The organism is Rhizobium sp. Root274, from assembly GCF_001429245.1.
Lineage (GTDB): Bacteria > Pseudomonadota > Alphaproteobacteria > Rhizobiales > Rhizobiaceae > Allorhizobium.
In genome coordinates, this window is record NZ_LMJE01000008.1 from 70,767 (window position 1) to 94,938 (window position 24,172).

Consider the following 24,172-nt stretch of genomic DNA (forward strand, 5'->3'; position numbering starts at 1 on the left):
TAGACTTCCGAGGTTCAGAGAACAATGTTTACGATCCTTCCCGGAACGACGATGATCTTCTTCGGTGCTTGACCGCCCAGCGCAGTGCGAACCGCATCGAGTTCAAGGACCGCTTCGCTGACGGCACTTTGATCCGCGTCACGGGCGATTGTCAATTCCGCCCGCTTCTTGCCGTTGATCTGCACAGGCAAGGTCACTTCGTTCTCTGCCACCAGAGCCTCGTCGTAACGCGGCCAAGAGGTCCGCGCCACCAGCTCGTCATTTCCCAGCAAGGTCCAGCATTCTTCGGCCAGATGCGGCGTCATTGGCGCAATCAGGTGTATGAGAATCTCGGCCGCATCCCTGACTGCACCCTTCAATGCCAAGTCGGCATTGCCGGCGGCGACTTGGGTAAAGGAGGATGCCAGCGAATTAACGAGTTCGTAGATCCGCGCGATAGCCTTGTTGAAAGCCAGTTTGTCGAGATCGCTCTGCACCGCCATCAGGGTCTTGTGCGCTGCGCGTGACACGTCCAGCCCTGCGCCTTCCTTAGCCGGATTCGCTGCAACTCCCCTCAATTCGGAAGCCGCTTCTGACAGCAGGCGCCAAACGCGCTGAACGAAGCGGTGAGCACCTTCAACCCCTGCCTCCGACCAGATCACATCCCGATCCGGCGGTGAATCCGACAGTACGAAGAAGCGAGCCGTGTCCGCACCATAAGAGGAGATGATGTCATCAGGGTCGACGACATTCTTCTTTGACTTTGACATCTTCTCGATGGAGCCAATGCGGGCTTCCTGACCGTTCGACGTCAGATAGGCCCGGCGGTTCCCGTCGATTTCCTCAATCCTCAGATCGGCCGGGGCCACCCACTCCCGCTCGAGGCCTTCCCCGATGCTATAGGTCTCGTGCACCACCATGCCCTGGGTGAACAGACCCTTGAACGGTTCCTTGATGTCGACATGGCCGGTCTCGCGCATCGCACGGGTAAAGAAGCGGGAATAGAGCAGATGAAGGATCGCATGCTCGATGCCGCCGATGTACTGGTCGACCGGTAGCCATTTGTTGGCCGCGGTGACGTCGGTCGGATTGTCTTCCCATGGTGCCGTAAAGCGGGCGTAATACCAGCTCGAATCGACGAACGTGTCCATCGTGTCTGTTTCACGCCGCGCATCCTTGCCGCAGCAGGGGCAGGCCACATGGCGCCACGTCGGATGGCGATCCAGCGGGTTGCCGGGCTTGTCAAAGGTGACGTCGTCGGGCAAGCGAACGGGCAGGTCCGCCTTCGGCACCGGCACGACGCCGCAATCGTCGCAATGGATAACGGGAATCGGGCAACCCCAATAACGCTGGCGCGAAATACCCCAGTCCCGCAGGCGGAAATTGACCTTACGCTCGCCCTGAGGGGCATCGCCAAGCATTTGACCGGTCAGACGCTTGGCCACTTCTTCGAAGGCTTCCGCCGTTGACAGGCCATCTAGGAAGCGGGAATTGATCATCACGCCGTCATCAGTGAAGGCGGTATCGCCGATCACGAAGGAGCCTGCGTCTCCTTCCTTCGGCATCACTACCGGAACCACTGGCAGATCATATTTGCGCGCGAAATCGAGGTCGCGCTGGTCGCCCGACGGGCAACCGAAGATCGCGCCGGTGCCATATTCCATCAAGACAAAGTTGGCGACGTAGACCGGCAGTTCCCAATTGGGGTCAAGCGGGTGCTTGACACGGATGCCGGTGTCGATGCCCTTCTTCTCGGCAGTCTCCAGGGCTGCCAGGGACGTGCCGGCGTGCCGGGTCTCCTGGCAGAAGGCATCTACGTCGGGATTGGTCGCCGAGACTTCGCGCGCCATCGGATGATCAGCGGCAATGGCCAGGAACGACGCGCCGAACAAGGTATCGGGGCGGGTCGTATAAACCGTAACTTCTTTTTCCTGGCTACCGGATGCGACTTCCCAGCGAACCAGCATGCCTTCCGAGCGGCCGATCCAGTTCTTCTGCATCAGCCGGACCTTTTCCGGCCATTGGTCGAGCTCATCCAGCGCATCGAGCAAGTCCTGGCTGAAGTCGGTGATCTTGAAGAACCACTGTGTCAATTCGCGCTGCTCAACAAGCGCACCTGAGCGCCAGCCGCGCCCGTCGATAACCTGCTCATTGGCGAGCACGGTCATGTCTTCGGGGTCCCAGTTGACCTTGGAATTTTTGCGGTAGACCAGACCCTTTTCCATGAAATCGAGGAAGAGGTGCTGCTGGCGATGGTAATATTCGACATCGCAGGTCGCGAATTCCCGGGACCAGTCCAGCGACAGGCCCATGGACTTCAGCTGGTCGCGCATCGTCGCGATGTTTTCGTAGGTCCAGGCCTTTGGGTGGACCTTGTTCTTCATTGCGGCGTTTTCCGCGGGCATGCCGAATGCGTCCCAACCCATCGGATGCAAGACATTATAGCCGCGCGCGCGCTTGTAGCGTGCAACAACGTCGCCCATGGCATAATTGCGCACATGGCCCATATGGATGCGTCCCGAGGGATAGGGGAACATCTCGAGTACGTAGTATTTCTCGCGCGGGTCCGCGTTGTCAGTCTCGAAGACCTTCTCCTCGGCCCATTTGGCCTGCCAACGGGGTTCGGCGTCGCGCGGGTTATAACGTTCGGTGGCCATGGATTGCAGTTCCGGAAATAGCGTCAAAAAGGAGGGCTGACCTTCATCATGAAACGGCCCAAGCGTCAAGTTTTTGAGGCGCTTCACTGATCGTCGACTGCGCCGTCTTGCCATGCGGGGCCGAGGCGCTTAACCCATTGCCGATATGCATGATTGCCCCATATCGTGGGAAGCGTGACGAGGAATTGCAATGTCTGTCGAACAGAGGCTGGGCGAGGTTCGCTCAAAGATCGCAGTGGCCGCCCGGGAATCGGGTCGTGAGCCGGATTCCATCCAACTGGTCGCGGTGTCCAAGACTTTTGACGCGCCCGACATCCTGCCGGCGATCGAAGCGGGTCAGAGGGTTTTCGGCGAAAATCGGGTTCAGGAGGCTCAAGGAAAATGGCCGGCGCTCAAGACGGATACACCTGAGATCGAACTGCATCTGATTGGGCCGCTGCAGTCGAACAAGGCTGCTGATGCGGTTGCTCTGTTTGACGTGATTGAGAGTGTCGATCGTGAAAAGATTGCCCGCGCGTTGGCGGCGGAGATGGCTGCGCAGGGCCGCCAGTTGCGCGTTTATGTCCAGGTCAATACGGGGCTGGAGCCGCAGAAAGCCGGCATCGCACCAGACGATGTGGCAATTTTCGTGACAATGTGCCGCGAGGACTTGGGTCTGCAGGTCGAAGGGCTGATGTGCATTCCGCCGGTGGACGAGAACCCGGGGCCACACTTTGCACTTCTCGCCAAGCTCGCTGGCGAAAACAACCTTGAAAAACTGTCCATGGGTATGTCGGGAGACTTCGAGACCGCCATCGCTTTTGGCGCCACCAGCGTTCGCGTCGGGTCTGCAATCCTCGGCAGCCGCTGAGGGTTCTTAGACCTTCGGCATAGCGCTTTGGTCTGGCTTCTCACAGAAGGCCGGCAATCCTAAGATCGCGGCAAAGGCCGATGTGCCGGCCATGCCTTGGGAGGGTTGCCATGCAGGAAAGCTATCTGGACATCTATTCCGGTTGGGAGGCGGATCCGCAAGCATTCTGGGCCAAGGCCGCCGAGGATATCCATTGGTACAATCCGCCGGGGGCGGTTTTCGACGAGACGATGGGCGCCTACGGACGCTGGTTTGTGAGAGGTCAGACCAACACCTGTTATAACTGCATCGACCGCCACATCGCAGCAGGCAGGGGGGACGAGACTGCCGTCATTTATGACAGCCCCATGACCGGGCAGACCGCACGCTTCACTTACAACGACGCCTTGACCGAGGTTTCAGCCATTGCGGGCGTTCTGCGTAACCACGGGGTAATGAAGGGCGACCGGGTCATTATCTACATGCCCATGATTCCGGAGGCCGTCTTTGCGATGCTCGCCTGCGCGCGGATCGGCGCCGTTCATTCCGTCGTCTTCGGCGGATTTGCAGCTCATGAACTCGCCACCCGTATCGACGATTCCGGTGCCAAGGTTGTCATCGGGGCCAGCTGTGGGCTGGAACCGGGGCGGATCGTTCCCTACAAGCCGCTGCTCGATCAGGCGATCGACATGGCGAAGGTGAAGCCGGATTACTGCCTTGTGTTGCAGCGCGACCAATATCATGCGCCCCTGCGTTATGAGCACGGCGATGTCGACCTGGCTCAGGCGATTGAACAAGAGAAGTTAACCGCCAATCTCGTCGAATGCGTTCCCGTTGAAGCGACTGACCCGCTCTACATCCTCTATACCTCAGGCACCACCGGTCAGCCCAAGGGCGTCGTTCGTGACACGGGCGGCCATATGGTCGCGCTCAACTGGACAATGCGTAATATCTACGGCGTGAAACCGGGCGAAGTGTTCTGGGCTGCATCGGATATCGGCTGGGTCGTCGGCCATTCCTACATTGTCTACGGGCCGCTTCTCGCCGGCAACGCGACAGTCATCTTCGAAGGCAAGCCGGTGGGGACGCCTGATGCCGGGACTTTCTGGCGCGTCGTCAGTGATCACGATGTGAAGGTGCTGTTTACGGCACCCACTGCGTTTCGGGCGATCCGCCGCGACGATCCTGAGGGCGAACATATGGCCCGCTACGATCTTTCCGGATTGCGTGCACTCTTCCTGGCGGGTGAGCGCGCGGATCCGGAAACCCTGAAATGGGCCGAAGCAAAGCTCAAGATCCCGGTTATAGACCACTGGTGGCAAACCGAGACGGGTTGGGCCATAGCGGCCAATCCGGCCGGGCTGGGGCTGCTTCCCGTCAAGCATGGCTCGCCAACCAAGCCCATGCCGGGGTATGCGCTGGATGTGCTGGATGACGCGGGCCACCCCGTTCCACCGGGCACTCTTGGCAATATCGTGGCGAAGCTTCCGCTACCCCCGGGTTGCCTGGTGTCATTCTGGAATGCGGACGAGCGGTTCCGGGCGGCCTGCCTGGAAGAGTTCCCGGGGTACTACAAGACTGCGGACGCCGGGATCGTCGATGAGGACGGCTATGTCTTCGTCATGGCGCGCACGGATGACATCATCAACTGCGCAGGGCATCGTCTGTCGACCGGCGGCATGGAAGAAGTTTGTGCCATGCATCCGGATGTCGCCGAATGCGCCGTCATCGGTATCGCCGACGAGTTGAAGGGTCAGATCCCGTGCGGGTTCCTTGTTCTCAAGAAGAATGTCCACCGCGACCATGCCGTGATCGCAAAGGAGGTCGTCCAGCTCGTACGGGACGAGATCGGACCTGTTGCCGCCTTCAAGATGGTTCTGATGGTTGATCGTCTGCCGAAGACGCGATCCGGCAAAATCTTGCGTGGGACGATGCAGAAGATCGCCGACGGTCTGCCGTGGAAGATGCCGGCAACGATCGATGATCCGGCAATTCTTGATGAGATTACGGCCGTTCTGCAAGCCCATGGCCAGGTGCCCGTCGCTGTCAAGGCTGCGGCCGGCTGACCGGCTAGCGCTCAACTTGCTGCCGGCTCTGATAAAAAAAGACCCCGGTCACCAGATGGTGCCGGGGGTCTTCCTGGTGATTGCCGTATGAGGCTCAGTACTGGTCGTCTTCGTCGTCATTGCGACGGTCTGACTTGAGCGACTGGAGTTTGGCGAAAACGGCGTTGGCGTCGATTTCCTTTTCCTTCTCTTCCTCGCGGCCATAGCCGAAGGGGAGGTTTTCCGTTTCGAGGGTCGACTGCAACGTGGCGCCAAGTTCAGCCGCGGTGGGCAGCGGACGGCCCTTCGACGCCTTTTCCACTTCCAGATCGAGATCGATCTGGCTGCAAAGGCCGAGTGTCACCGGGTCCATCGGCGCGAGGTTGGTGGAGTTCCAGTGAGTCCGCTCGCGGATCTGTTCGATTGTCGACTTGGTCGTGCCGACGAGACGCGAGATCTGGGCGTCCTTCAGTTCCGGATGATTGCGAACCAGCCAAAGAATGGCATTGGGGCGGTCCTGGCGCTTGGAGACTGGGGTGTAACGCGGGCCGCGACGCTTGGAATCCGGCACGCGTACCTTTGGTTCCGAAAGCTTGAGCTTGTGGTTCGGGTCCTTCTCGGCCTTGACGATCTCGTCACGCGACAGCTGGCCGGTGGCGATCGGATCGAGACCCTTGATGCCCTGGGCTGCTTCGCCGTCTGCAATCGCTTTCACTTCGAGCGGATGCAGTTTGCAGAACTGCGCAATCTGGTCGAATGACAGCGCGGTGTTGTCGACGAGCCATACGGCAGTCGCCTTCGGCATGAGCAGTGTCTGGGCCATGGATACAATCCTTCTGAACGTCCGCGCCGGTTGTCGCGAGCCGTGGGTTTAAACCACTATTTCCGGGAATTCGGCGTCCTTATAGCGATAATGTAACGAAATTGCAATTCTCCAAGACACGAATGACCTTTGTCTAATTGCTGGCTGAATTTCTCCTGATATGAATAGCCGCAATAGGCCGGGGAGGACGGTCCTGGTCATTTGGAGTGGCCCGTCAACATGGGAGGAATTCATGTCAGCCAAAACCTATCCGGTGCTGAAAGCGGCGAAGGCACAGGCGCTGATCGATGAGGACAAGTACCTGAAGTGGTACGAGGAAAGCATCGAAGACCCGGAAAAGTTCTGGGGCAAGCACGGCAAGCGCATTGACTGGTTCAAGCCATATACGAAGGTCAAGAACACCTCGTTCAAGGGCAAGGTCCCGATCAAATGGTTCGAGGACGGCCTGACGAACGTCTCCTACAACTGCATTGACCGTCACCTGAAGACGCATGGCGAGCGCACCGCCATCATCTGGGAAGGTGACAACCCCTACATCGACAAGAAGATTACCTATAATGAACTCTACGAGCATGTTTGCCGAATGGCGAACGTCTTGAAGAAACATGGCGTGAAGAAGGGTGATCGCGTTACCATCTACATGCCGATGATCCCCGAAGCGACCTATGCCATGCTGGCCTGTGCGCGCATCGGGGCGATCCACTCAGTCGTGTTTGGCGGCTTCTCGCCGGAAGCGCTGGCGGGTCGTATCGTCGACTGCGAATCGACCTTCGTCATCACCTGTGACGAAGGCGTGCGCGGCGGCAAGCCCGTCCCTCTCAAGGAAAACACGGATATCGCGATCGATATCGCGGCCAAGCAGTATGTCATCGTCAACAAGGTACTGGTCGTGCGCCGCACCGGCGGCAAGATCGGCTGGGCGCCGGGCCGCGATCTCTGGCATCACCAGGAAGTGCATACCGTGAAGGCCGATTGCCCGCCGGTAAAGATGAAGGCGGAAGATCCGCTTTTCATCCTCTACACCTCGGGTTCGACGGGCAAGCCGAAGGGTGTGATGCACACCACGGGCGGGTATCTCGTCTACGCATCTATGACACACGAATATGTCTTCGATTATCACGACGGCGATATCTACTGGTGCACGGCTGATGTGGGCTGGGTGACCGGGCACTCCTATATCGTCTATGGGCCGCTCGCGAATTGTGCGACGACGCTGATGTTCGAAGGCGTGCCCACCTTCCCCGATCAGGGGCGGTTCTGGGAAGTGGTCGAGAAGCACAAGGTGAACATCTTCTACACCGCGCCGACGGCGATCCGGTCGCTGATGGGAGCCGGTGATGAGTTCGTCAAGCGCTCGAACCGCTCGTCGCTGCGCCTGCTCGGTTCCGTCGGCGAACCGATCAATCCGGAAGCTTGGGAATGGTATTACAACGTCGTCGGCGAGCAGAAGTCGCCAGTCGTCGATACCTGGTGGCAGACGGAAACAGGCGGCATCATGATCACACCGTTGCCGGGTGCCACGCCGCTCAAGCCGGGCTCTGCAACTCGTCCCTTTTTCGGGGTGAAGCCGGAACTGGTCGACAACGAAGGCAAGGTGCTGGAAGGCGCCACCGACGGCAATCTCTGCATCACCGACAGCTGGCCTGGTCAGGCGCGTTCGGTTTATGGCGACCATGAACGTTTCGTCCAAACCTACTTCTCCACTTACAAGGGTAAGTATTTCACCGGTGACGGCTGCCGTCGCGACGAGGACGGCTATTACTGGATCACGGGACGCGTGGACGACGTGCTCAATGTCTCAGGACATCGGCTTGGTACGGCGGAAGTCGAATCCGCTCTCGTCTCGCACCATCTGGTGTCGGAAGCCGCTGTTGTCGGTTATCCGCACAGCATCAAGGGCCAGGGCATCTACTGCTATGTCACGCTGATGTCGGGACATGAAGGCAACGAGACGCTGCGCGCCGATCTGGTCAAGCATGTGCGCTCGGAGATTGGGCCAATCGCAAGCCCCGACAAGATCCAGTTCGCGCCGGGACTTCCGAAGACCCGTTCTGGCAAGATCATGCGGCGCATTCTGCGCAAGATTGCCGAGGATGATTTCGGCGCGCTCGGTGATACGTCCACGCTTGCCGATCCCGGTGTCGTTGATGATCTCATTGCAAACCGGCAGAACCGAAGCACCTGAGTGATACCTGCATCCGGCGTCTCTTGGACGCCGGATGTTTTCCTGTCTGCAGTCAGCAAAAAGCCCGAAGGTTGGTCTCAACCTTCGGGCTTTTGCAATTCGGTTCGGCTGGATCGGCGGCGCGATGGCGCCTGCCGACTTAAGCCTGTTATTCGGCAGAATCCGCCGATTCGGCGTTGAGCAGGCCGTATTTCTCTTCGCCAATCTTGGCGAGCAGATCCAATTGGGTTTCGAGGAAATCGATATGGCCTTCTTCATCCATGAGCAGAGTTTCGAATAGCTTCATCGACACATAATCGCCGGCAGCATGACAGATGTCGCGCGAGGCCTTGTAGGCGGTGCGTGCGTCGTGCTCGCCGGCTAGATCGGCTTCGAGCACTTCCTTGACATTCTGGCCGATACGCAGCGGCGCGACGGTCTGCAGATTGGGATGGCCCTCAAGGAAGATGATGCGGTCGATGATCTTGTCAGCGTGCTGCATTTCCTCGATCGATTCAGCCCGCTCCTTCTTTGCGAGCTTCGTGTAGCCCCAGTCGTTGAGCAGGCGGTAATGCAGCCAGTACTGGTTGACAGCGCCGAGCTCGAGAAACAGCGCTTCGTTGAGCTGCTCAATGACCTTGGGATCACCCTTCATCTTTGTCGTCCTTTGCGTGAGTGTAATTCGGGAACACTAGCGTCGACGGGGCGATCTGTCGAGATGCCTTTTTAGAAGGATTCTAATTCGGATGCTTAAGCAAAGCGATGCCTTCGTCACTCGAACGTGTCTGGCACAAGGCAGCGATCAAGCGTCAATCGCTGACGTCGTATCCTAAGACTTTATTCGGAGATATTGGAGATAAATCAGCCTGCGCGACGGGCTGCGAGCATGGCATGGCGGCGCTCTGCGAGCGCAGCTTTCTGCTCTTCATGGAAGAGCTTCAGGCGTTCCATGAAATTGACGACCTTGGTCTCTTCGGTCTTGCGTGCCGCATGGTATTCCGCGGTGGTCTTGATGATCAGGTCGACCACGTTCGGGAAACAGCCACAGCAGCGGCCCCGTTTGCCCATGGCATGATAGACTTTGCCCGGGACGATCAGCTGCCAACAGTCTTCATCAAGCAGTTCATTAATGACCGCCTTGATGTCCTTGTCGGTGATGTAATTACAGCTGCAGACCAGCATGGGATCGGGAACCGTCAAACATGACACTTACTCTCTCCTTTCTGGTAAACCTTATGCTCTTTGTCAAGAAAATTCGCAGACACGTCAGCTGTCCAACTGTCAGTGGAAATTGCGTCCCTTGGGCAAAAGATCGGCCATGGCACTTCGACGTGGATGGCCGGGAGGCGGGGCCGCCACGACCGGAGGTGCTTGTTTCTGGCGCATTACCTGGCGCTGATCGACACCCGGCCGGCGAACCTCGTCGGCATGCGCGAGGGTGCTGAACGCTGCCACATCTTTCTGCAGCAGGCCGAGGCGTTGTGTCGCATCCACCAGATGGTCGGCAACCACATGGATCACGCCATGGGCCTTTTGCAGCCGGCCGCGAAGACAAACGAGACGCGCGCCCATTACGACGCGTCTATAGCGCTCGAAGATCTTGGGCCAGACAATGACATTCATCGTGCCCGTTTCGTCCTCAAGCGTCATGAAAATTACGCCCTTCGCCGAACCTGGCCGTTGGCGCACCAGGACCAACCCTGCCACGGTGACTTTGGCGCCATGGGGCAGGTTCTCCAGATCCAAGGCCGACTTCAATCCGGCCTTTCTCATGTCTGGGCGCAGAAAAGAAATAGGATGGGCCTTCAGCGAGAAAGTAAGGGTTCGATAATCGCTCAAGACCTCCTCCCCCGGCAGCATGCGCGGCAGTGCAACCTCGGCCTCTTGTTGCAGGTTTTCGAGTGGTGCCGTCTCGAAAAGTGGCAAAACCTCGATGGCCGCTTGTGCATCGAGCGCCTGAGCTGCCCACAAAGCGTCGCGGCGGGACAGGCCAAGGGAGGAAAAGGCGTCGGCATCGGCCAGTTTCTCGATGACGCTGCGGGGAAGGCGGGTGCGCAGCCAAAGATCGCGGACAGAATCATAGCCTTCCCCCCTGCACGCCACCAGATGCTCCATATCCGCTTGGGACAGCCCCTTGATCTGGCGGAAGCCGAGGCGCACGGCTTTTCTGGTCTTGATCACGGAAGTCATGGAACAGTGACGCGGTGCGATCCGATTGGGATCAAAGGCGGGGATCCCATCGACCCCGGCTTCGAGCCCACAGTCCCAGTGGGAATGATTGACATCGACCGGTCGCATGTCGACGCCATGTTCACGGGCATCCCGCACCAGCTGGGCCGGCGCATAAAAGCCCATGGGCTGGGAGTTCAGGATCGCGGCGCAGAAAACGTCGGGATAATAGGCCTTGAACCAGCAGGACACGTAAACCAGCAGGGCAAAAGAGGCTGCATGGCTTTCGGGAAAGCCGTATTCGCCGAAACCTTCGATCTGGCTGAAGCAGCGGGCGGCAAATTCCGGATCGTAATTGCGTGCGACCATGCCCTCGATCATGCGCTTTTGAAAGCTTGAGACCTGACCGGTACGACGGAAGGTAGCCATGGCACGGCGCAATTTGTCGGCTTCAGCCGGCGTGAAGCCGGCAGCCGTAATGGCAATCTGCATTGCCTGTTCCTGGAAGAGAGGCACACCCAGCGTGCGCTCCAGCACACCGCGTAGTTCCGGGCTCGGATAATCTATCTTCCGGCCAGCAAGTTCGTCCTCCCGGCGCTTGAGATAGGGATGAACCATGTTGCCCTGGATCGGGCCGGGTCGGACAATGGCGACCTCAATGACGAGGTCGTAGAATTTGCGGGGTTTGAGCCGCGGCAGCATGCTCATCTGGGCGCGGCTCTCGATCTGAAAGACGCCGAGTGTGTCTGCCCGGCAGATCATGTCGTAGACCTCAGGTTGCTGGTCCGCGTTGACCGAAGCGAGGCTCTCATGGCGTTCGTAATGCTTCGACAGAAGAGCGAAGGCTTTGGCGAGGCAGGTCAGCATGCCGAGAGCCAGCACGTCGATTTTGAGGATTTTCAGCGTGTCCAGGTCATCCTTGTCCCACTCGACCATATAGCGACCATCGGCCGTGTTCATGATCGGCACGACTTCATCCAGCCGGTCGCGGGTGATGACGAAGCCCCCGACATGCTGAGAAAGATGGCGCGGGAAACCTTGCAGGGCCTGAGCATAGGCAAGCACCCGGCGCGTGGTAGGATCCTTCAGATCGAGCCCGGCGGCATTCGCCTGTTCCTCGGTAAAATCGCTCGTCCACCAACCCCAGATCGAACCAGCCAGAGCGGACTGGACATCCTCGGACAGACCAAAGGCTTTTGCCACTTCGCGGCCGGCCGAGCGTGCGCGGTAACTGATGACGGCAGCCGTGAGCGCCGCATGTTCACGGCCATAAGTCTGATAGATGAACTGAATCACATCCTCCCGCTTCTCATGCTCGAAATCCACGTCGATATCGGGTGGTTCGTCACGCTCAGTGGAGATGAAGCGATCAAACAGAAGTGTCGTCTTTTGCGGATCGACCTCTGTAATGCCAAGGCAGAAACAGACAGCGGAGTTGGCCGCCGACCCCCGCCCCTGGCAAAGGATTCCGCTCTCGCGGGCGTGACTGACGATGCGGTAGACAGTTAGAAAGTAGGGCTCGTAGCGCTTCTCGGCGATCAGTTTCAGCTCGTAATCGAGTAAGCCGAGCACCTTTTCCGGAATGCCTTCGGCATAACGGTTCCTGGCGCCTTCATAGGTCAATCGGCGCAAGGCCAGCGCGGGCGATTCTCCTCCGAAGCTTTCGTCGGGATATTGATGCGCCAGTTCATCGAGTGAAAAATTGAGCCGGCTAAAAAACTTGATGTTATTGGTGATGGCCTCCGGATACCCCCGCAGAAGTCGGGACATCTCGCGCCCACTTTTCAAATGGCGTTCGGCATGAGCATGCAGTCGGAACCCGGCTTCCGCTACCCCCACATGCTCACGGATGGCAACAACCACGTCGGCGAGAGGTTTCCGCTCCGGTGCGTGATAGAGGGCGTCATTGGTGGCAACCAATGGCAGGCACAGGTTGCGGCTGATGAGTTCCAGTTCTGCAAATGTCTTGCGATCCAATCCGTCATGGCGTGGGGTGAGGGCAAGATGAAGCGTGTCCTTCAAGGTCGGCAGCAGGCTTTGCAGACGAAGCTCAAGAGCTTTGCTGTCAGCCACGTCCGGCAAGGGTGGCGACATGGCGACAAAGAGGAGATTGCCGGACCATTCCAGGAGGTCTGCCTGGTAGAGCGTGCAGACGCCTTTTTGCGAGCGCAGATTTCCAACACTCAGCAAGCGACAGAGATTGCCCCAGCCTTTCCGATCGATGGGATAAGCAAGCAGTTCCGGCGTGTCGTCGGCGAAAACAAGACGCGCTCCGGGCCGGAAGGCAAGACCCTTCTGCTTGGCCGAGGCATGCAGGCGCACGACACCAGCGACCGTATTCACGTCGGCAAGCCCGATGCCGTCAAGACCCAGTTCCAAAGCCTGTAAGACGAGTTCCTCGGCGTGGGATGCTCCATCGAGGAAGGAAAAATTGCTCTTCAGACCAATCTCGTAAAAACAGGGGCCGGTTGCTGGAAAAGAGGGTGTCATGAGAACATCCCCTGAAGAAACCAGGTCGGAGGGATCTTTGCCTCTCGTTCGTAGAGGCCCTTTCGATACAGCCAGTATCGCTGACCTATTGTGTCCTCAATGCGGAAATAGTCACGTGGGGCGGCATCCTCGCCATCGGCCCACCATTCGGGCGTTAGGCGCTCTGGACCTTCGGCGCGGGCGATGCGGCGTTGAACCCGTCTCCAGCGAAAGCTGGCGGGGGGACCATCCGGAACGGTAGACATGACCTCTACCTCTTCAGGATGTGCAAGCAGACGCAACGGCCGTGCGCCGCGGATCGGTGGCTTCACGCTCTGTTCGATGGCGTCTCGGCGGCCCAGTGTTTTCAATCCGTCGGTGAGCGGCGCATGGGTTGCTGCGCGATCCGGCCAATGACTGGCGAGGGACACCGGTAGACGAAGCGCCCTTTCACCGAGGCGGGCAAATACCTGATCGAGAAAACGGCTGAGATGTTCGCCCTCCTCTTCCTCCTCGACAAGACGGGCCTGCCGGATTTCAAACGGTTCGCTCAACAGCACATTGAGCCGCAAGAGTTCGAAACCATATCCTGCCTCCAGTTCGTCCTTCAGGACAGACAGGCGCTCCTTGAAGAGGGCCTTGATGCGGTGAGGATCGCGCAAGGGAGCAGAGGCGCCGACTTCAATGCGAAAGACGCGACCGTCGACACGAAAGATCAGCAGTTCGAACAGGCGTCCACCTTCGTTTCTGGCTTCCAGGGCAGCTTTCAAGCCTGCAGCCAGACGTCCTGCGAGGTCCAGAATATGGTCTTCTGCGACAATCGGTTCGGCCAGTCGTCTTTCTGCAGAAAGCAGTGCCGGCATTCGGCGTGGCGAGATGGCCTCCCCTTCCCGGCCGAGTGCCTGATCGAGCCGCAACAGCGGCGCGCGGCCGAAACGACGGGTGATCGGTGCGCGGGCGGCGGCAAGGAGATCGCCGATCGTTTTCAGGCCGACCCGTGCCAGATCCATGATGGTTTGCGGTTCAAGACGAAGGGCTGCCACCGGTAGCGGCGCGAGAATGTCCGAGGCCTCGGGACCAGCAATTACCAGCGGTCCGCCGAACCGGCTGACGGCGCGGGCAAGGCCCGGGGTCGGGGCGACCGCCAGTTGCACGGTAAGGCCAAAACCCGTCAGCCGCCCGGCAAGATCATCGACGAGACAAGTTTCGCCGCCGAACAGATGGGCGCAGCCGGTGATGTCGAGCGCAAGACCGTCTTCTCCATCCAGTGCCACCAGGGGTGTGTAACGGTCACACCAATCCGCAATCGCCTCAAGGAAGGCCCGATCCGCTGCCGGATCGGCTTCAACGACATCCAACGCTGCACAGATGGCTCGGGCCTCCGCCAAACCCTGGCCCATGCGCAGGCCAAAGCCTTCGGCGACTTCATCGAGTGCCGTCAGCCGCATGGTATTGGCGGTGCGGGCGGCACAGACGAGGGGCGGCCGTTCAGGATGCCCGGTCGAGGATAGGGCTGAACGCCACGACAGACCCCAGCGCCTGCGCGCGATGCGATCTGTCGCGAGCCGTGGAAAGTAGAGGCAGAGAATCCGGCGATCCGATACCGGTTGATCCTGCATCAATGAGGGGGCGAAGGCGGCGGTCATCAGGGTTCCACTCCAGGATGAGCTCGGTCTGTCCCGGGAATCGGGACTTCTCGGCAAGGATACGAAAGGCAGGAAACCCGATGCTGCCGCCCAGCAGGGTTCCGTCGGCGAGGACGCGCGCCGCCGCCGGCGCGGTTTGGACAGACAGGCGAAGCGAGGCACTTGATGCCTCTTCTTCTCCTGCCTGTCGCAATATAAACAGCCTGCCACCGGTGCCGCGGGCCTTGAGGCTGAGGCGCCGGCTCTCGGTCAGGCCGAATTTCTTTGGGTTTCCGAACACTTCCAGCACAACGGTGGAGAAGGCTCGGGATTTCAGGGCTGCTTCTGCCAGCCAAAGCGCATCTTCGATGCGGCGCGGCATCGCGTGCACCAGTTCGGCCGGCTCCAGCCCAAAATCCACCAATCCAGGAGCATAGACGAGGCCAGCCTCCCGTACGACCTGCGGATCAGCGATGAAAAGCAAACGCTTTGAAGTGCCACCCGTCGCCAGGTCGGTGCCCATAATTGCCAGTGCCAGCGCAAATCCGGTGGTGGTGCCGGCCTGCTGCAGCCGCTCACCTCGAAGTTCGACCATCATGCCCGGCATCAGCAGGTCCGTCGTCAAGCTTTCGAAAGTGAATCTTGACAGATCAAGGCCCTGATGCCCTGTGCCGTCCCGCCTTTGGGGCTCGTTCTCCAGGCTACGTCCTGCGGCCATACGGGCGTCATGGTCCGGCTTTCCCTCGATGCGGGCAATGGCTTGCCGCAGGGCAAAAAGCTCTCCATTCGCCTGAGGGCCCAAGCCCATGACGGTCTCTCCTACATCAGATGTTCTCTATATGTTCCTAGAGATTCCAGAGCTCGACACAAGAGTCAACCGGATTCCCATAAGAATTTATTCCTCTTCCGGATTTACTCTCGAAATGGCCGGGCAAAACGCCTATATCTTCAAGCAGTAAGGAGTAATCATGGCCCGTATTGACCAGAGCGAGGATTGGCGCGAACGCCATGCCCCGACGATCAGCACGTTCGAGTCGCTGGCGATCGAGGCCTATGGCCATCTGCCGCAGGAATTCCGCGACCTGACCAAGGATCTCATCATCGAGATCACAGATTTTCCGACGGATGAAGTGTTCGAGGATATGGCGTTGGAAACGCCCTTCGATCTGCTCGGCCTCTTCGAAGGGCGTGGCATTTCCGAACGTTTTACGATGGAAACGGGCATGATGCCGAACCGCATCACCCTGTATCGCCGTCCCATCCTCGATTATTGGGCCGAAAACGAGGAGGCGTTGGGGGATATCATCACCCATGTCCTGATTCACGAAATTGGCCATCACTTCGGTCTCTCCGATGACGATATGGAGCGGATCGAAGAAAGTGCGGAAGAGGCTGCAGCGACGGATCGCTAGCCGTTTCCATTCACGTCTGCCCCGTAAGCACCGTCCTTGACGTCGTTCTCTCCACCTACCCGACTTTCAGTCGGCATGTCGGAAGCGGGTCCGATAAGCGGCGGGACTGATCGATAGGCGGCTGCGGAAATGATGGCGCAATGTCGCCGGCGTGCCGAAGCCCGAGGCGAGTGCTACGTCATCGACCGAAATCGTCGCCTGATGTTCCAGGAGATCACAGGCGCGGCGCAGGCGCCGGGCAAGGAGAAATTCGCCGGGACTGCTGCCGGTGAGGTCGCAGAAGCGGCGCTGGAATGTCCTCTTGCTCATGCCCGCACGGTCGGCCATGTCGGCAAGGGTTATTTCGTGCTGCAGGTTTGCGTCAATCCAATCGATCAGAGGACCGAGCCGCTGTCCCTCGCGTTCCTTAGGCACCGGTGTCACGATAAATTGCGCCTGGCCGCCCTCGCGATGGGGCGGCACGACCAGGCGTCTCGCCACGCTGTTGGCCGCGTCTGGGCCGAAATCGCGGCGCACGACATGCAGACAGAGGTCGATCCCGGCGGCACTTCCGGCTGCCGTCAGGATGTCGCCCTCATCGACATAGAGAACATCCGGATCGAGATGGATCCGAGGGTGGCGGGTGGCGACTGTGTCGGCATATCGCCAGTGGGTCGTAGCGCGACGGCCATCGAGCAGACCGGTAGCAGCGAGCACCGCGACACCGGAACATAGAGACATCAGGCGAGCGCCCCTTGTGTGGGCGGCGCGCAGGACATCGAGCAAGGGGGCCGGAACAGGGGCGTCGATTCCACGCCAGCCCGGCACCACGATCAGATCCGCCTCTTCCAGCAGCTCCATCCCACCTGCCGTCGTTGCGATCAGACCGCCTGCGGCGCGCAGCGGCCCCGGTTCAATCGCCGCCGTGGCATGTCGATACCAGTTTTCTCCCATTTCCGGCCGGGGAAGGCCGAAGACTTCTATGGCCACCCCGAATTCAAAGGTGCAAAGCCCATCATAGACCAGGCTCACCACCCGGGGGCCGGTCAGCGGAGAGGATGAGAAAAGTGAGTTCTGCGGTGTCATTGGCGTGATCTTTACGCATATTGTCATTCAGGCCAGTTTTACAAAATGGCCCGAAAAGGCAAGCTCTGGTCGTCGCCACCCGAAGAGGAACTTGAAATGCCCAGTCTTGTCAGCGAAGTCCCCGCCGCAGAGCCCGATCTTGTCGTAGCGCGTTACGCCGCTCGCCTATCCTTCGAAACGGATTGCTGGGATGTGCAGCATGCGCTTCAAGGTGGGACAGCGGATTTTGTCCTTCTCGACGTGCGTGGTCCAAAGCTGTTCGAGGCGGCCCACGTGCCTGGGGCCATCAATCTTCCACACGGCAAGATGACCGAGCGGAAGATGGCGGAATGGCCGGAGGATACACTGTTCGTCGTATATTGCGCCGGCCCACACTGCAACGGCACCGACCGCGCAGCGCTGAAGCTTGCCCGGTTGGGACGCAAGGTGAAGGTGATGATCGGGGGTATGACAGGATGGGCAGACGAGGGATTCGACGTCGCCACTGGGTCGCCCTGATAATACCGGCTATCAGCCCACCAGATAGGAAAACTCGGCCACGACCTCTTCATAGACGCGGCGTTTGAAGGGAACGATCAGATCGGGCAGATCCTGCATCGGCTTCCACTCCCAGGCATCGAATTCGGCTTCGTGGCCGCCGGGCGGCGGGTTGATTGCAATTTCGCTCTCGTCGCCCTCGAAGCGGAAGGCAAACCACCGCTGGGTCTGGCCGCGATACTTGCCCTTCAACCCGACGCCGATCAATTCGGCCGGTAGGTCGTAATTGATCCAGCGACCGGCTTCCGCGAGCAGGGAAACCGTCTTGATGCCCGTCTCCTCGTAAAGCTCGCGGATGGCGGCCGGCAAGGGGTCTTCGCCTGGATCGATGCCGCCCTGCGGCATCTGCCAGAGTTGCGGTGAGCCGTCATATTCGGAATTGCCGATTGGAATCCGGCGACCGGACCAAACGAGGCCGGCCTGATTGAGGACCATGATGCCAACGCAGGGACGATAGGGCAGATCTTCGGCCTTGATCGGACGGCTGGATGTCTCGTTCTTGCTCATGATGTCCTCAGGGTCTGTTTTCATTGGCAAGCGCCGATACGCCGACGAATTCGATGCCACGGGCTACAGCTTCATTGCGCCATTCTGTCACGGCCGCAATGGTTTCGTCGAAAGCTGCGCCGACTCCGATCGCCTGACCATTGCGACGGGCAATCCGTTCCAGCTCGTCCAGCTTGGCAAGGATTGCCTGGCGGTCGACCTGGCTGTCGATGACGACGTCGGCATAGGCATGCGGGAAGCCAATTGCCTTGGCAAAGTCACCGGAAAGCGAGCGGGCCGTTGAGCCGTCATCCAGGAACATCAGGCCTCGATTGCCGATGTCGCGCATGACCGGGTCCATCGCCTTGTCGTCGGCAAGGAAGCGGGCGCCCATGTAGTTCATGATGCCCGTGTAATTGCTGATCTGCGCCATCGCCTTGTGCAAATTGACGAGATTGGCTGCGGCGGCCTTCTCAGCCAGAAGCGTGCCGCGTCCGGGATCGTTGGCCGGATAATCGAACGGCTCCATCGGCACTTGCAGGATGATTTCGTGGCCCTTCCTGCGGGCGTCCTGCATCCAACGCTGCAGGCTGTTGCCCGTTGCCGCGAAGGCTAGCGTAATATCCTCGGGCAGATCCCGGATGGCCTTCTGGCTGCCCGTCTGGCTGAGCCCGATGCCACCTACGACGATCGCAATGCGTGTGCCGCGCGCGCCCGACCAGGGGCGAGCGTAAAAGTCGAACGGACGCAAGCCGCTTGATGAAACCGTTGGCAGGTCTCCTTCGGATGACTGTTCGATCAGATCCTCATTCGGCTGGCCTGCCAGTCGTGGATCCTGTGTCGAGCTTGCACCGATAATGACCGGGCCTTTGCGGCCCGTCGGCGTAAAGGTCGTCACGACATTGCCGTCCGCCGTCGTAGTGTGGCGAATGTTTGCGCCGTCCTGAGGTCCACTCGTCTTGATGCCAGCTTCTGTCTTTTCGGATGAAACCGGAGGTCTTGCTGCTGCTTGACGATCTTCAGATGCTGCGCTTGTCAGACTGACAGGGGCATCCTGGCGCAAGGGGAGTGGCACAAGAGCCGTCCATGCGGAAAAGCCGACCAGGGTCGACGCCGCTATCATCGAAGACAACGTCGAAAGGCGGAGGAACCGCTTGCCGCGGCCTCCGCCTTTTCGCTCTAGACCAAGCGGTCCATGCAGATCCATGCGAGACTTCCAAGATCCTGACGGGTCTCAAGACCCTGACGCCTGCGCAAAAAGAAGGCCTGCGCAGGCGATGGCTCCAGATACTTACTGCAGCGATGCCTTCTGCGGATCGGCCGGGAAGGCCGGATCCGTCTTGTTGCCACGAAGAAGGTCGAGGGCATAGTTCAGCTGAATGTCGTCCTTGGCTTCCGGCGGGACATAGGCGACCGAGCCCGAACCTTCTTCGGTCTCGGCATTGCCCTTGATATGACCCGGGAGCGAGGATTCGCCTTCGGTGCGAACCTTGCCCTGAAGATCTTCCGGCAGCGGCTGTTCGACTTTGATATCAGGTTCGATGCCGGTGCCCTGGATCGAGCGGCCTGACGGTGTGTAATAGAGCGCGGTCGTCAGACGCAGAGCACCCTTGTCGCCCATCGGGATGATGGTCTGGACGGAGCCTTTGCCGAAGGAGCGCGTGCCGAGAACGGTCGCACGCTTCAGATCCTGCAGCGCGCCAGCGACAATTTCGGATGCCGAGGCAGAGCCGCCATTGACCAGAACGATGACAGGCTTGCCGTCCGTCAGATCGCCTGCCGTCGCATTGAAGCGACGGGTGTCCTGCGGATCGCGCGAGCGGGTGGAGACCACTTCACCGCGTTCCAAGAAGGCGTCAGAGACGTAGATTGCCTGGTCGAGCAGGCCGCCCGGGTTAAGGCGCAGGTCGAGAACATAGCCCTTCAGCTTGTCGGCCGGGACTTCCTTCTTGATCTTTTCGATCGCGGCTTCCAGATCGTCGTAGGTCTTCTCGGTGAAGGAGATGACGCGGAGATAACCGACGTCGCCTTCAACACGGGATTTGACGGCGCGGATCGGAATGATTTCGCGGGTAACGGTGATGTCGAGTGGCTTGTCGGCGCCCTTACGGAGAATCGTCAGCTTTATCGGCGTGTTGACCGCGCCGCGCATTTTCTCGACGGCCTCTTCAAGCTTCAGGCCGCGAACGCTTTCCCCATTGATTTCGGAGATGAAGTCGCCAGCCAAGATGCCGGCCTTGGCACCGGGCGTGTCGTCGATCGGCGTGATGACCTTGACCAGCTCTTCTTCCATCGTCACTTCAATGCCGATGCCGCCGAATTCCCCACGGGTCTGTGTCTGCATGTCAGCCGCATCCTTGGCGTTCATGTAGACGGAGTGCGGGTCGAGCGAGGTGAGCATGCCGTTGATGGCGCTTTCCACCAGCTTGTTCTCATCCGGCGGCGTGACGTACTGCGCGCGGATGCGCTCGAACACGTCGCCGAAAATCGACAATTCCTTATAGGTGGAATTGCCTGCGGCCTGCGCCGGAATCCCTGAGGAGTAGATGAGGCTCATCGCGGTTGCACCCATCAGGGCGCCAACGAGGAGAATAGAGACCCTACGAATCATTCTGTGCCTTTCCAGAATCGCCTCCGACCCACCAGGGGCGGGAATCAACCGGTTTACCGTCTTTTCGAAGTTCAATGTAAAGTGTCGGGCGATCTGTTTCCAGCGCCAATCCAGTGGCGCTTGCCACTCTTTTTTCTCCCATGGTCGCCAGCGGCTCCCCTGACAGCACAAACTTGCCTTGGCTCGTGCTGATCCGGTCCATGCCTGACAACACCATGTGGTATCCGTCACCCGTATTCAGAATGATCATCTGGCCGTAGCTTCGGAAATTTCCTGCAAAAACAACCCAGGCATCGGCTGGGGCAGTTACAACCGATCCCGGCTGCGAGGCGATCACTGCCCCTTGAGCCTGATGGCCTGTCCCGTCCGGATCGCCAAACTGCCGCAAAACTTCTCCAGCAACCGGCAATTCCAGTTTGTGCTGCAGTTCGGAGAAAGGATATGCGGGCGCAATACGGTTTTTATCGGGCACTTCGGAGCGGGCAATCTCGCGCGTTCTTGCCTTCTGCTCCTCGGTCATCTGGTCGCGTTTCACCTCCTCGGCCTTGGCAAGTTCGGACGCCTGACGGACAGATGTGATTTCGTTTTCCAGGGAGCGGATGAGGGCTTCCATGGTCGAGGCGCGTTCCGCAAGCGCCTCAGACTGTTTGCGTTCTGCCTGCAACTGCAGCGAATTGGTGCGGGCAAGCCGATCGTTTTCTGCAATCAGCAGATCCATCCGCCGTTCTTCCTCCTGTCGGCTGGCCATCGCCGTTACAAGGGCGTCCATTTGCTGCTTGCCGCTGTCGCGAAGCGTGATCAACTCTTTGAGATCGGTAGCGAGCTTTTCCGTTTCATGGCGAATGCCCGGGACCACTGCGCCGAGAAGGATGGCGGTTCGAACAGAGCCGAGTGCATCTTCCGGACTGACGAGCAGAGCCGGGGGCGGATTGCGTCCCATGCGCTGCAGCGCCGCCAGGACTTCAGCCAGCACGGCGCGTCGTTCGCGGAAGGAATGACGGATGGCATCCTCGCGAACACCGATCGAGGCAAGGTTCTTTTCACCCTCGCTGATCTGCTTCTCTATGTCCTTTCGCCGCTTGGCCGAGTCGATTAGAGCCGTTTTGAGGCTCTCGGTCGTCTTGCTCAGCGCGTCAATGCTCTTTTCGAGCTCTGCCGCCTTTTCAGTCGACAGCTGCATGGTTCGGGCGATGTCTTGCAGCTCGCCACTCACCTGATCGCGTTTTGCCCTCAGCTCCAGCGTCGCGTCCGTGGGAGGAGCATTGGCCTCGGTTTGGACGGACGTCTCGACACTTGGTGGTACCGAGCCGGTCGACGCTTCAGCATCCGAAGGTGTGCCCGCTTCCTGGGCTGCGATATGAACGACGGAAATTGCCACCAATCCAAATGCGATAAAAAAAGCGCGCAAAGCCGCAAGGCGCGATACGCGCCAAGGCGATTTTCTGGTGCTTTCGGTGGCAGAGGCGCGCAAGGACATTTCCCGGTTCGGCGGGAAAATACGCTGATTTGCGTTGAAGGCAAAGTGGCTTGGACGCGCAAGCTCAGACGCGGTGATAAGGATGCCCTGTGAGGATCGTCACCGCCCGATAAAGCTGCTCTGCAATCAGGATTCGCACGAGTTGGTGTGGCCAGGTCAGACGTCCGAGATTGAGGACGAGCCGCGCCTTGTCGCGCAATTCCGGATCTATGCCATCGGCCCCGCCGATCACGAAGGCCATGTCCTTCTGACCGTTGTCGGCAGCGTCACCGACGAACTTCGCCAATTCAGCGCTGTCGAAGGCTTTGCCGCGCTCGTCGAGGACGACGATCACGGCGCCATCGGGGATCTGTCGAGAAAGCTCCTGGGCTTCCTCGCGCTTTCTCGTGTCGGCATTGCCGGCGCGGCTTTCGTTCAACTCCACGGAGCGGGTGAACTCCAGACCGCATTGCGGCCCGGCCTTGGCGAAACGGTCCAGATAGCGGGACGCGAGTTCCTTCTCCGGTCCAGCTTTCAGCCGGCCCACGGCATAGATGCCAATTTTCATGCGGTAATCCCAAGCATTCGGTCACAAAACCAGCTCTATCGGCAGGATCGCGCCTGCCGTGTCAATCCGGCATCGAGACCGTCCTTCAAGGACGACCGGCCGTCTTTAGTGCAGGCGATCCTCGATATCCGGGGCAGACCACATCTTTTCGATGTTGTAGAACTCGCGGATTTCCGGACGGAACACATGCACGATGATGTCTCCGGTGTCGATCAAAACCCAATCGCCGGTCTCAAGACCCTCGACACGGGCAGAGCCCAGGCCTTCGTCCTTCAAGTCGGAAATGAGGTGTTCGCTGATAGCCGAGACATGCCTGTTCGAGCGTCCGGATACGACCACCATGTAGTCGCCCAGCGCCGATTTTCCGGCAATGTCGATGGAGACAATGTCTTCTGCCTTCGAGTCCTCGAGACTTGCAAGGACCAGCTCAAGCGCACGGGCTGCGGCATCGGCGCCACGTTCCGGGCGTTTCGGGACGGCGACGGGCGCACGTCCCCGGGTGTGTACTGTTGTCAGAGTTCGTCCTTTCCTTGGCAAAACAGAACAGCACGTCTGCGATTCCTTTCCGGAGCCGCAATCAGAAGGTGGCATCGATCTGCCGTTCTTTCAAGAGATGCCGAGGTTTTGCCTGATAATGATGCAATTCTGCCTCAACTCTCGTCGGCAGCGGCTCTGAGTGCCGTAGAGCTCAGAGCCGAGCGCGGTCCGTGGATGAAGGTCCAGGCCGGAGCCTTCTTGCGCCACAGCACGCCTGCGTCTTCTTCGTCGACTCGGGCATAGTCGAAGGTCCTTGCCATTTTGGACGAGAGATAAGCGAGTGTCGATCCCGGACGGTCGATGACAGCGATGGGAAAGGTGGTCGCAATCTTTTGCCAGCGCTGCCAGCGGTCGAAGCTGGCCAGATTATCGGCTCCCATAATCCAGATGAAATGGACATCGGGGTTGCGCATCCGAACGAACTCAAGGGTCCTTGCGGTGTAGCTTGTGTTCAGCGCCTGTTCGAATGCGGTAATCTTGATGCGGGGATCTTCCGCCAGGTTTTCACAGGCTGCAAGGCGCTGGTCGAGCGGTGCGAGTTGAGTTCGGCTTTTCAGCGGATTGCCAGGAGTGACCATCCACCAGAGCTGGTCGAGCCCCAGCCGCCGCAAGGCAATGTCGGCCACGAGCAAATGACCTTGGTGCGGCGGGTTGAACGAACCGCCGAAGAGGCCAACGATCATTCCTCGCTCGACATGCGGCATGACCCTGTAGCGATGGGCTATGGCCGCTCCCTCCAC

20 protein-coding genes are annotated in these 24,172 nt (G+C 59.4%); 5 read left to right on the forward strand and 15 right to left on the reverse strand.

Annotated features, from left to right (window positions below; all coding sequences use genetic code 11):
• Positions 1-14: 14 nt before the first annotated feature.
• Entirely contained in the window at positions 15-2,636 is a 2,622-nt protein-coding gene (gene leuS / locus ASE36_RS15565; RefSeq protein WP_062281655.1) for a leucine--tRNA ligase, read from the reverse strand.
• A 190-nt stretch (positions 2,637-2,826) separates the two neighbouring features.
• Here leuS and ASE36_RS15570 point away from each other — a divergent pair, with 190 nt between their 5' ends.
• Both ASE36_RS15570 and ASE36_RS15575 read left to right on the forward strand, forming a co-directional pair.
• Positions 2,827-3,486 (forward strand): YggS family pyridoxal phosphate-dependent enzyme, encoded by a 660-nt coding sequence (locus ASE36_RS15570; protein WP_062281658.1) that lies wholly within the window; start codon positions 2,827-2,829, stop codon positions 3,484-3,486.
• 110 nt (positions 3,487-3,596) lie between these two features.
• Entirely contained in the window at positions 3,597-5,531 is a 1,935-nt protein-coding gene (locus ASE36_RS15575) for a propionyl-CoA synthetase (protein WP_062281662.1), read from the forward strand.
• A gap of 94 nt (positions 5,532-5,625) precedes the next feature.
• Here the strand turns inward: ASE36_RS15575 and ASE36_RS15580 are convergent, their stop codons facing one another.
• The gene (locus ASE36_RS15580) at positions 5,626-6,333 is read right to left on the reverse strand and encodes a DUF1013 domain-containing protein (protein WP_062281665.1); all 708 of its coding nucleotides are present in this window, start codon (positions 6,331-6,333) and stop codon (positions 5,626-5,628) included.
• Between the two features lie 232 nt (positions 6,334-6,565).
• Here ASE36_RS15580 and acs point away from each other — a divergent pair, with 232 nt between their 5' ends.
• On the forward strand, positions 6,566-8,518 hold the full coding sequence (gene acs, locus ASE36_RS15585) for an acetate--CoA ligase (protein WP_062281668.1): 1,953 nt from the start codon (positions 6,566-6,568) through the stop codon (positions 8,516-8,518).
• 148 nt (positions 8,519-8,666) lie between these two features.
• Here acs and bfr read toward each other — a convergent pair whose 3' ends face one another.
• The 5 genes from bfr to ASE36_RS23055 form a co-directional block, all read right to left on the reverse strand.
• Positions 8,667-9,152: a bacterioferritin gene (gene bfr, locus ASE36_RS15590; protein WP_062281671.1), complete on the reverse strand. Its 486-nt coding sequence runs from the start codon at positions 9,150-9,152 to the stop codon at positions 8,667-8,669.
• Between the two features lie 206 nt (positions 9,153-9,358).
• Positions 9,359-9,679 (reverse strand): bacterioferritin-associated ferredoxin, encoded by a 321-nt coding sequence (locus ASE36_RS15595; RefSeq protein ID WP_062281673.1) that lies wholly within the window; start codon positions 9,677-9,679, stop codon positions 9,359-9,361.
• A gap of 99 nt (positions 9,680-9,778) precedes the next feature.
• Positions 9,779-13,156 (reverse strand): error-prone DNA polymerase, encoded by a 3,378-nt coding sequence (locus ASE36_RS15600; RefSeq protein ID WP_062281676.1) that lies wholly within the window; start codon positions 13,154-13,156, stop codon positions 9,779-9,781.
• Positions 13,153-14,724 carry a Y-family DNA polymerase gene (locus ASE36_RS15605; RefSeq protein ID WP_274533381.1) on the reverse strand — a complete coding sequence of 524 codons (1,572 nt, stop codon included), beginning with the start codon at positions 14,722-14,724 and terminating at the stop codon, positions 13,153-13,155. Before ASE36_RS15605 ends, ASE36_RS15600 begins: the two co-directional genes overlap by 4 nt.
• Positions 14,624-15,478: an ImuA family protein gene (locus ASE36_RS23055; protein WP_244474771.1), complete on the reverse strand. Its 855-nt coding sequence runs from the start codon at positions 15,476-15,478 to the stop codon at positions 14,624-14,626. Before ASE36_RS23055 ends, ASE36_RS15605 begins: the two co-directional genes overlap by 101 nt.
• Positions 15,479-15,728: 250 nt before the next feature.
• Between ASE36_RS23055 and ASE36_RS15615 the strand changes: the two genes are divergently transcribed.
• Positions 15,729-16,172, forward strand: a complete 444-nt coding sequence (locus ASE36_RS15615; RefSeq protein ID WP_062281683.1) for a metallopeptidase family protein — start codon at positions 15,729-15,731, stop codon at positions 16,170-16,172.
• 66 nt (positions 16,173-16,238) lie between these two features.
• Here the strand turns inward: ASE36_RS15615 and ftrA are convergent, their stop codons facing one another.
• Positions 16,239-17,264, reverse strand: coding sequence for a transcriptional regulator FtrA (gene ftrA / locus ASE36_RS15620; RefSeq protein WP_062281685.1), 1,026 nt, complete (start codon positions 17,262-17,264; stop codon positions 16,239-16,241).
• Positions 17,265-17,333: 69 nt separating this feature from the next.
• Between ftrA and ASE36_RS15625 the strand changes: the two genes are divergently transcribed.
• The gene (locus ASE36_RS15625; protein ID WP_062281690.1) at positions 17,334-17,735 is read left to right on the forward strand and encodes a rhodanese-like domain-containing protein; all 402 of its coding nucleotides are present in this window, start codon (positions 17,334-17,336) and stop codon (positions 17,733-17,735) included.
• Between the two features lie 12 nt (positions 17,736-17,747).
• Here the strand turns inward: ASE36_RS15625 and ASE36_RS15630 are convergent, their stop codons facing one another.
• The 7 genes from ASE36_RS15630 to ASE36_RS15660 form a co-directional block, all read right to left on the reverse strand.
• Positions 17,748-18,281, reverse strand: coding sequence for an RNA pyrophosphohydrolase (locus ASE36_RS15630; protein WP_062281693.1), 534 nt, complete (start codon positions 18,279-18,281; stop codon positions 17,748-17,750).
• 7 nt (positions 18,282-18,288) lie between these two features.
• Entirely contained in the window at positions 18,289-19,467 is a 1,179-nt protein-coding gene (locus ASE36_RS15635; protein ID WP_062281696.1) for a divergent polysaccharide deacetylase family protein, read from the reverse strand.
• Positions 19,468-19,551: 84 nt separating this feature from the next.
• Positions 19,552-20,871: a S41 family peptidase gene (locus ASE36_RS15640; protein WP_062281699.1), complete on the reverse strand. Its 1,320-nt coding sequence runs from the start codon at positions 20,869-20,871 to the stop codon at positions 19,552-19,554.
• Positions 20,861-22,348, reverse strand: a complete 1,488-nt coding sequence (locus tag ASE36_RS15645; protein WP_082511137.1) for a murein hydrolase activator EnvC family protein — start codon at positions 22,346-22,348, stop codon at positions 20,861-20,863. The genes ASE36_RS15640 and ASE36_RS15645 overlap by 11 nt, the downstream gene beginning before the upstream one ends.
• A 64-nt stretch (positions 22,349-22,412) precedes the next feature.
• On the reverse strand, positions 22,413-22,895 hold the full coding sequence (gene rlmH / locus ASE36_RS15650; RefSeq protein WP_062281702.1) for a 23S rRNA (pseudouridine(1915)-N(3))-methyltransferase RlmH: 483 nt from the start codon (positions 22,893-22,895) through the stop codon (positions 22,413-22,415).
• A 105-nt stretch (positions 22,896-23,000) separates the two neighbouring features.
• A complete protein-coding gene (gene rsfS / locus ASE36_RS15655) occupies positions 23,001-23,486 on the reverse strand; it encodes a ribosome silencing factor (protein WP_062281705.1) in 486 nt (161 codons plus the stop codon).
• Between the two features lie 59 nt (positions 23,487-23,545).
• Positions 23,546-24,136: a nicotinate-nucleotide adenylyltransferase gene (locus tag ASE36_RS15660; RefSeq protein WP_082511139.1), complete on the reverse strand. Its 591-nt coding sequence runs from the start codon at positions 24,134-24,136 to the stop codon at positions 23,546-23,548.
• Positions 24,137-24,172 lie beyond the last annotated feature (36 nt).

Coding starts and splice junctions, on each gene's coding strand:
- rlmH (WP_062281702.1), bottom strand. CDS start 22,895: ATGAAAATTGGCATCTATGCCGTGGGCCGGCTGAAAGCTGGACCGGAG.
- ASE36_RS15660 (WP_082511139.1), bottom strand. CDS start 24,136: ATGCCGCATGTCGAGCGAGGAATGATCGTTGGCCTCTTCGGCGGTTCG.
- ASE36_RS15570 (WP_062281658.1), top strand. CDS start 2,827: ATGTCTGTCGAACAGAGGCTGGGCGAGGTTCGCTCAAAGATCGCAGTG.
- ftrA (WP_062281685.1), bottom strand. CDS start 17,264: ATGACAATATGCGTAAAGATCACGCCAATGACACCGCAGAACTCACTT.
- ASE36_RS15625 (WP_062281690.1), top strand. CDS start 17,334: ATGCCCAGTCTTGTCAGCGAAGTCCCCGCCGCAGAGCCCGATCTTGTC.
- ASE36_RS15645 (WP_082511137.1), bottom strand. CDS start 22,348: ATGTCCTTGCGCGCCTCTGCCACCGAAAGCACCAGAAAATCGCCTTGG.
- ASE36_RS15635 (WP_062281696.1), bottom strand. CDS start 19,467: ATGGATCTGCATGGACCGCTTGGTCTAGAGCGAAAAGGCGGAGGCCGC.
- ASE36_RS15630 (WP_062281693.1), bottom strand. CDS start 18,281: ATGAGCAAGAACGAGACATCCAGCCGTCCGATCAAGGCCGAAGATCTG.
- ASE36_RS15580 (WP_062281665.1), bottom strand. CDS start 6,333: ATGGCCCAGACACTGCTCATGCCGAAGGCGACTGCCGTATGGCTCGTC.
- ASE36_RS15600 (WP_062281676.1), bottom strand. CDS start 13,156: ATGACACCCTCTTTTCCAGCAACCGGCCCCTGTTTTTACGAGATTGGT.
- ASE36_RS15615 (WP_062281683.1), top strand. CDS start 15,729: ATGGCCCGTATTGACCAGAGCGAGGATTGGCGCGAACGCCATGCCCCG.
- ASE36_RS15595 (WP_062281673.1), bottom strand. CDS start 9,679: ATGCTGGTCTGCAGCTGTAATTACATCACCGACAAGGACATCAAGGCG.
- ASE36_RS23055 (WP_244474771.1), bottom strand. CDS start 15,478: ATGGCCGCAGGACGTAGCCTGGAGAACGAGCCCCAAAGGCGGGACGGC.
- rsfS (WP_062281705.1), bottom strand. CDS start 23,486: ATGCCACCTTCTGATTGCGGCTCCGGAAAGGAATCGCAGACGTGCTGT.
- ASE36_RS15640 (WP_062281699.1), bottom strand. CDS start 20,871: ATGATTCGTAGGGTCTCTATTCTCCTCGTTGGCGCCCTGATGGGTGCA.
- acs (WP_062281668.1), top strand. CDS start 6,566: ATGTCAGCCAAAACCTATCCGGTGCTGAAAGCGGCGAAGGCACAGGCG.
- leuS (WP_062281655.1), bottom strand. CDS start 2,636: ATGGCCACCGAACGTTATAACCCGCGCGACGCCGAACCCCGTTGGCAG.
- bfr (WP_062281671.1), bottom strand. CDS start 9,152: ATGAAGGGTGATCCCAAGGTCATTGAGCAGCTCAACGAAGCGCTGTTT.
- ASE36_RS15575 (WP_062281662.1), top strand. CDS start 3,597: ATGCAGGAAAGCTATCTGGACATCTATTCCGGTTGGGAGGCGGATCCG.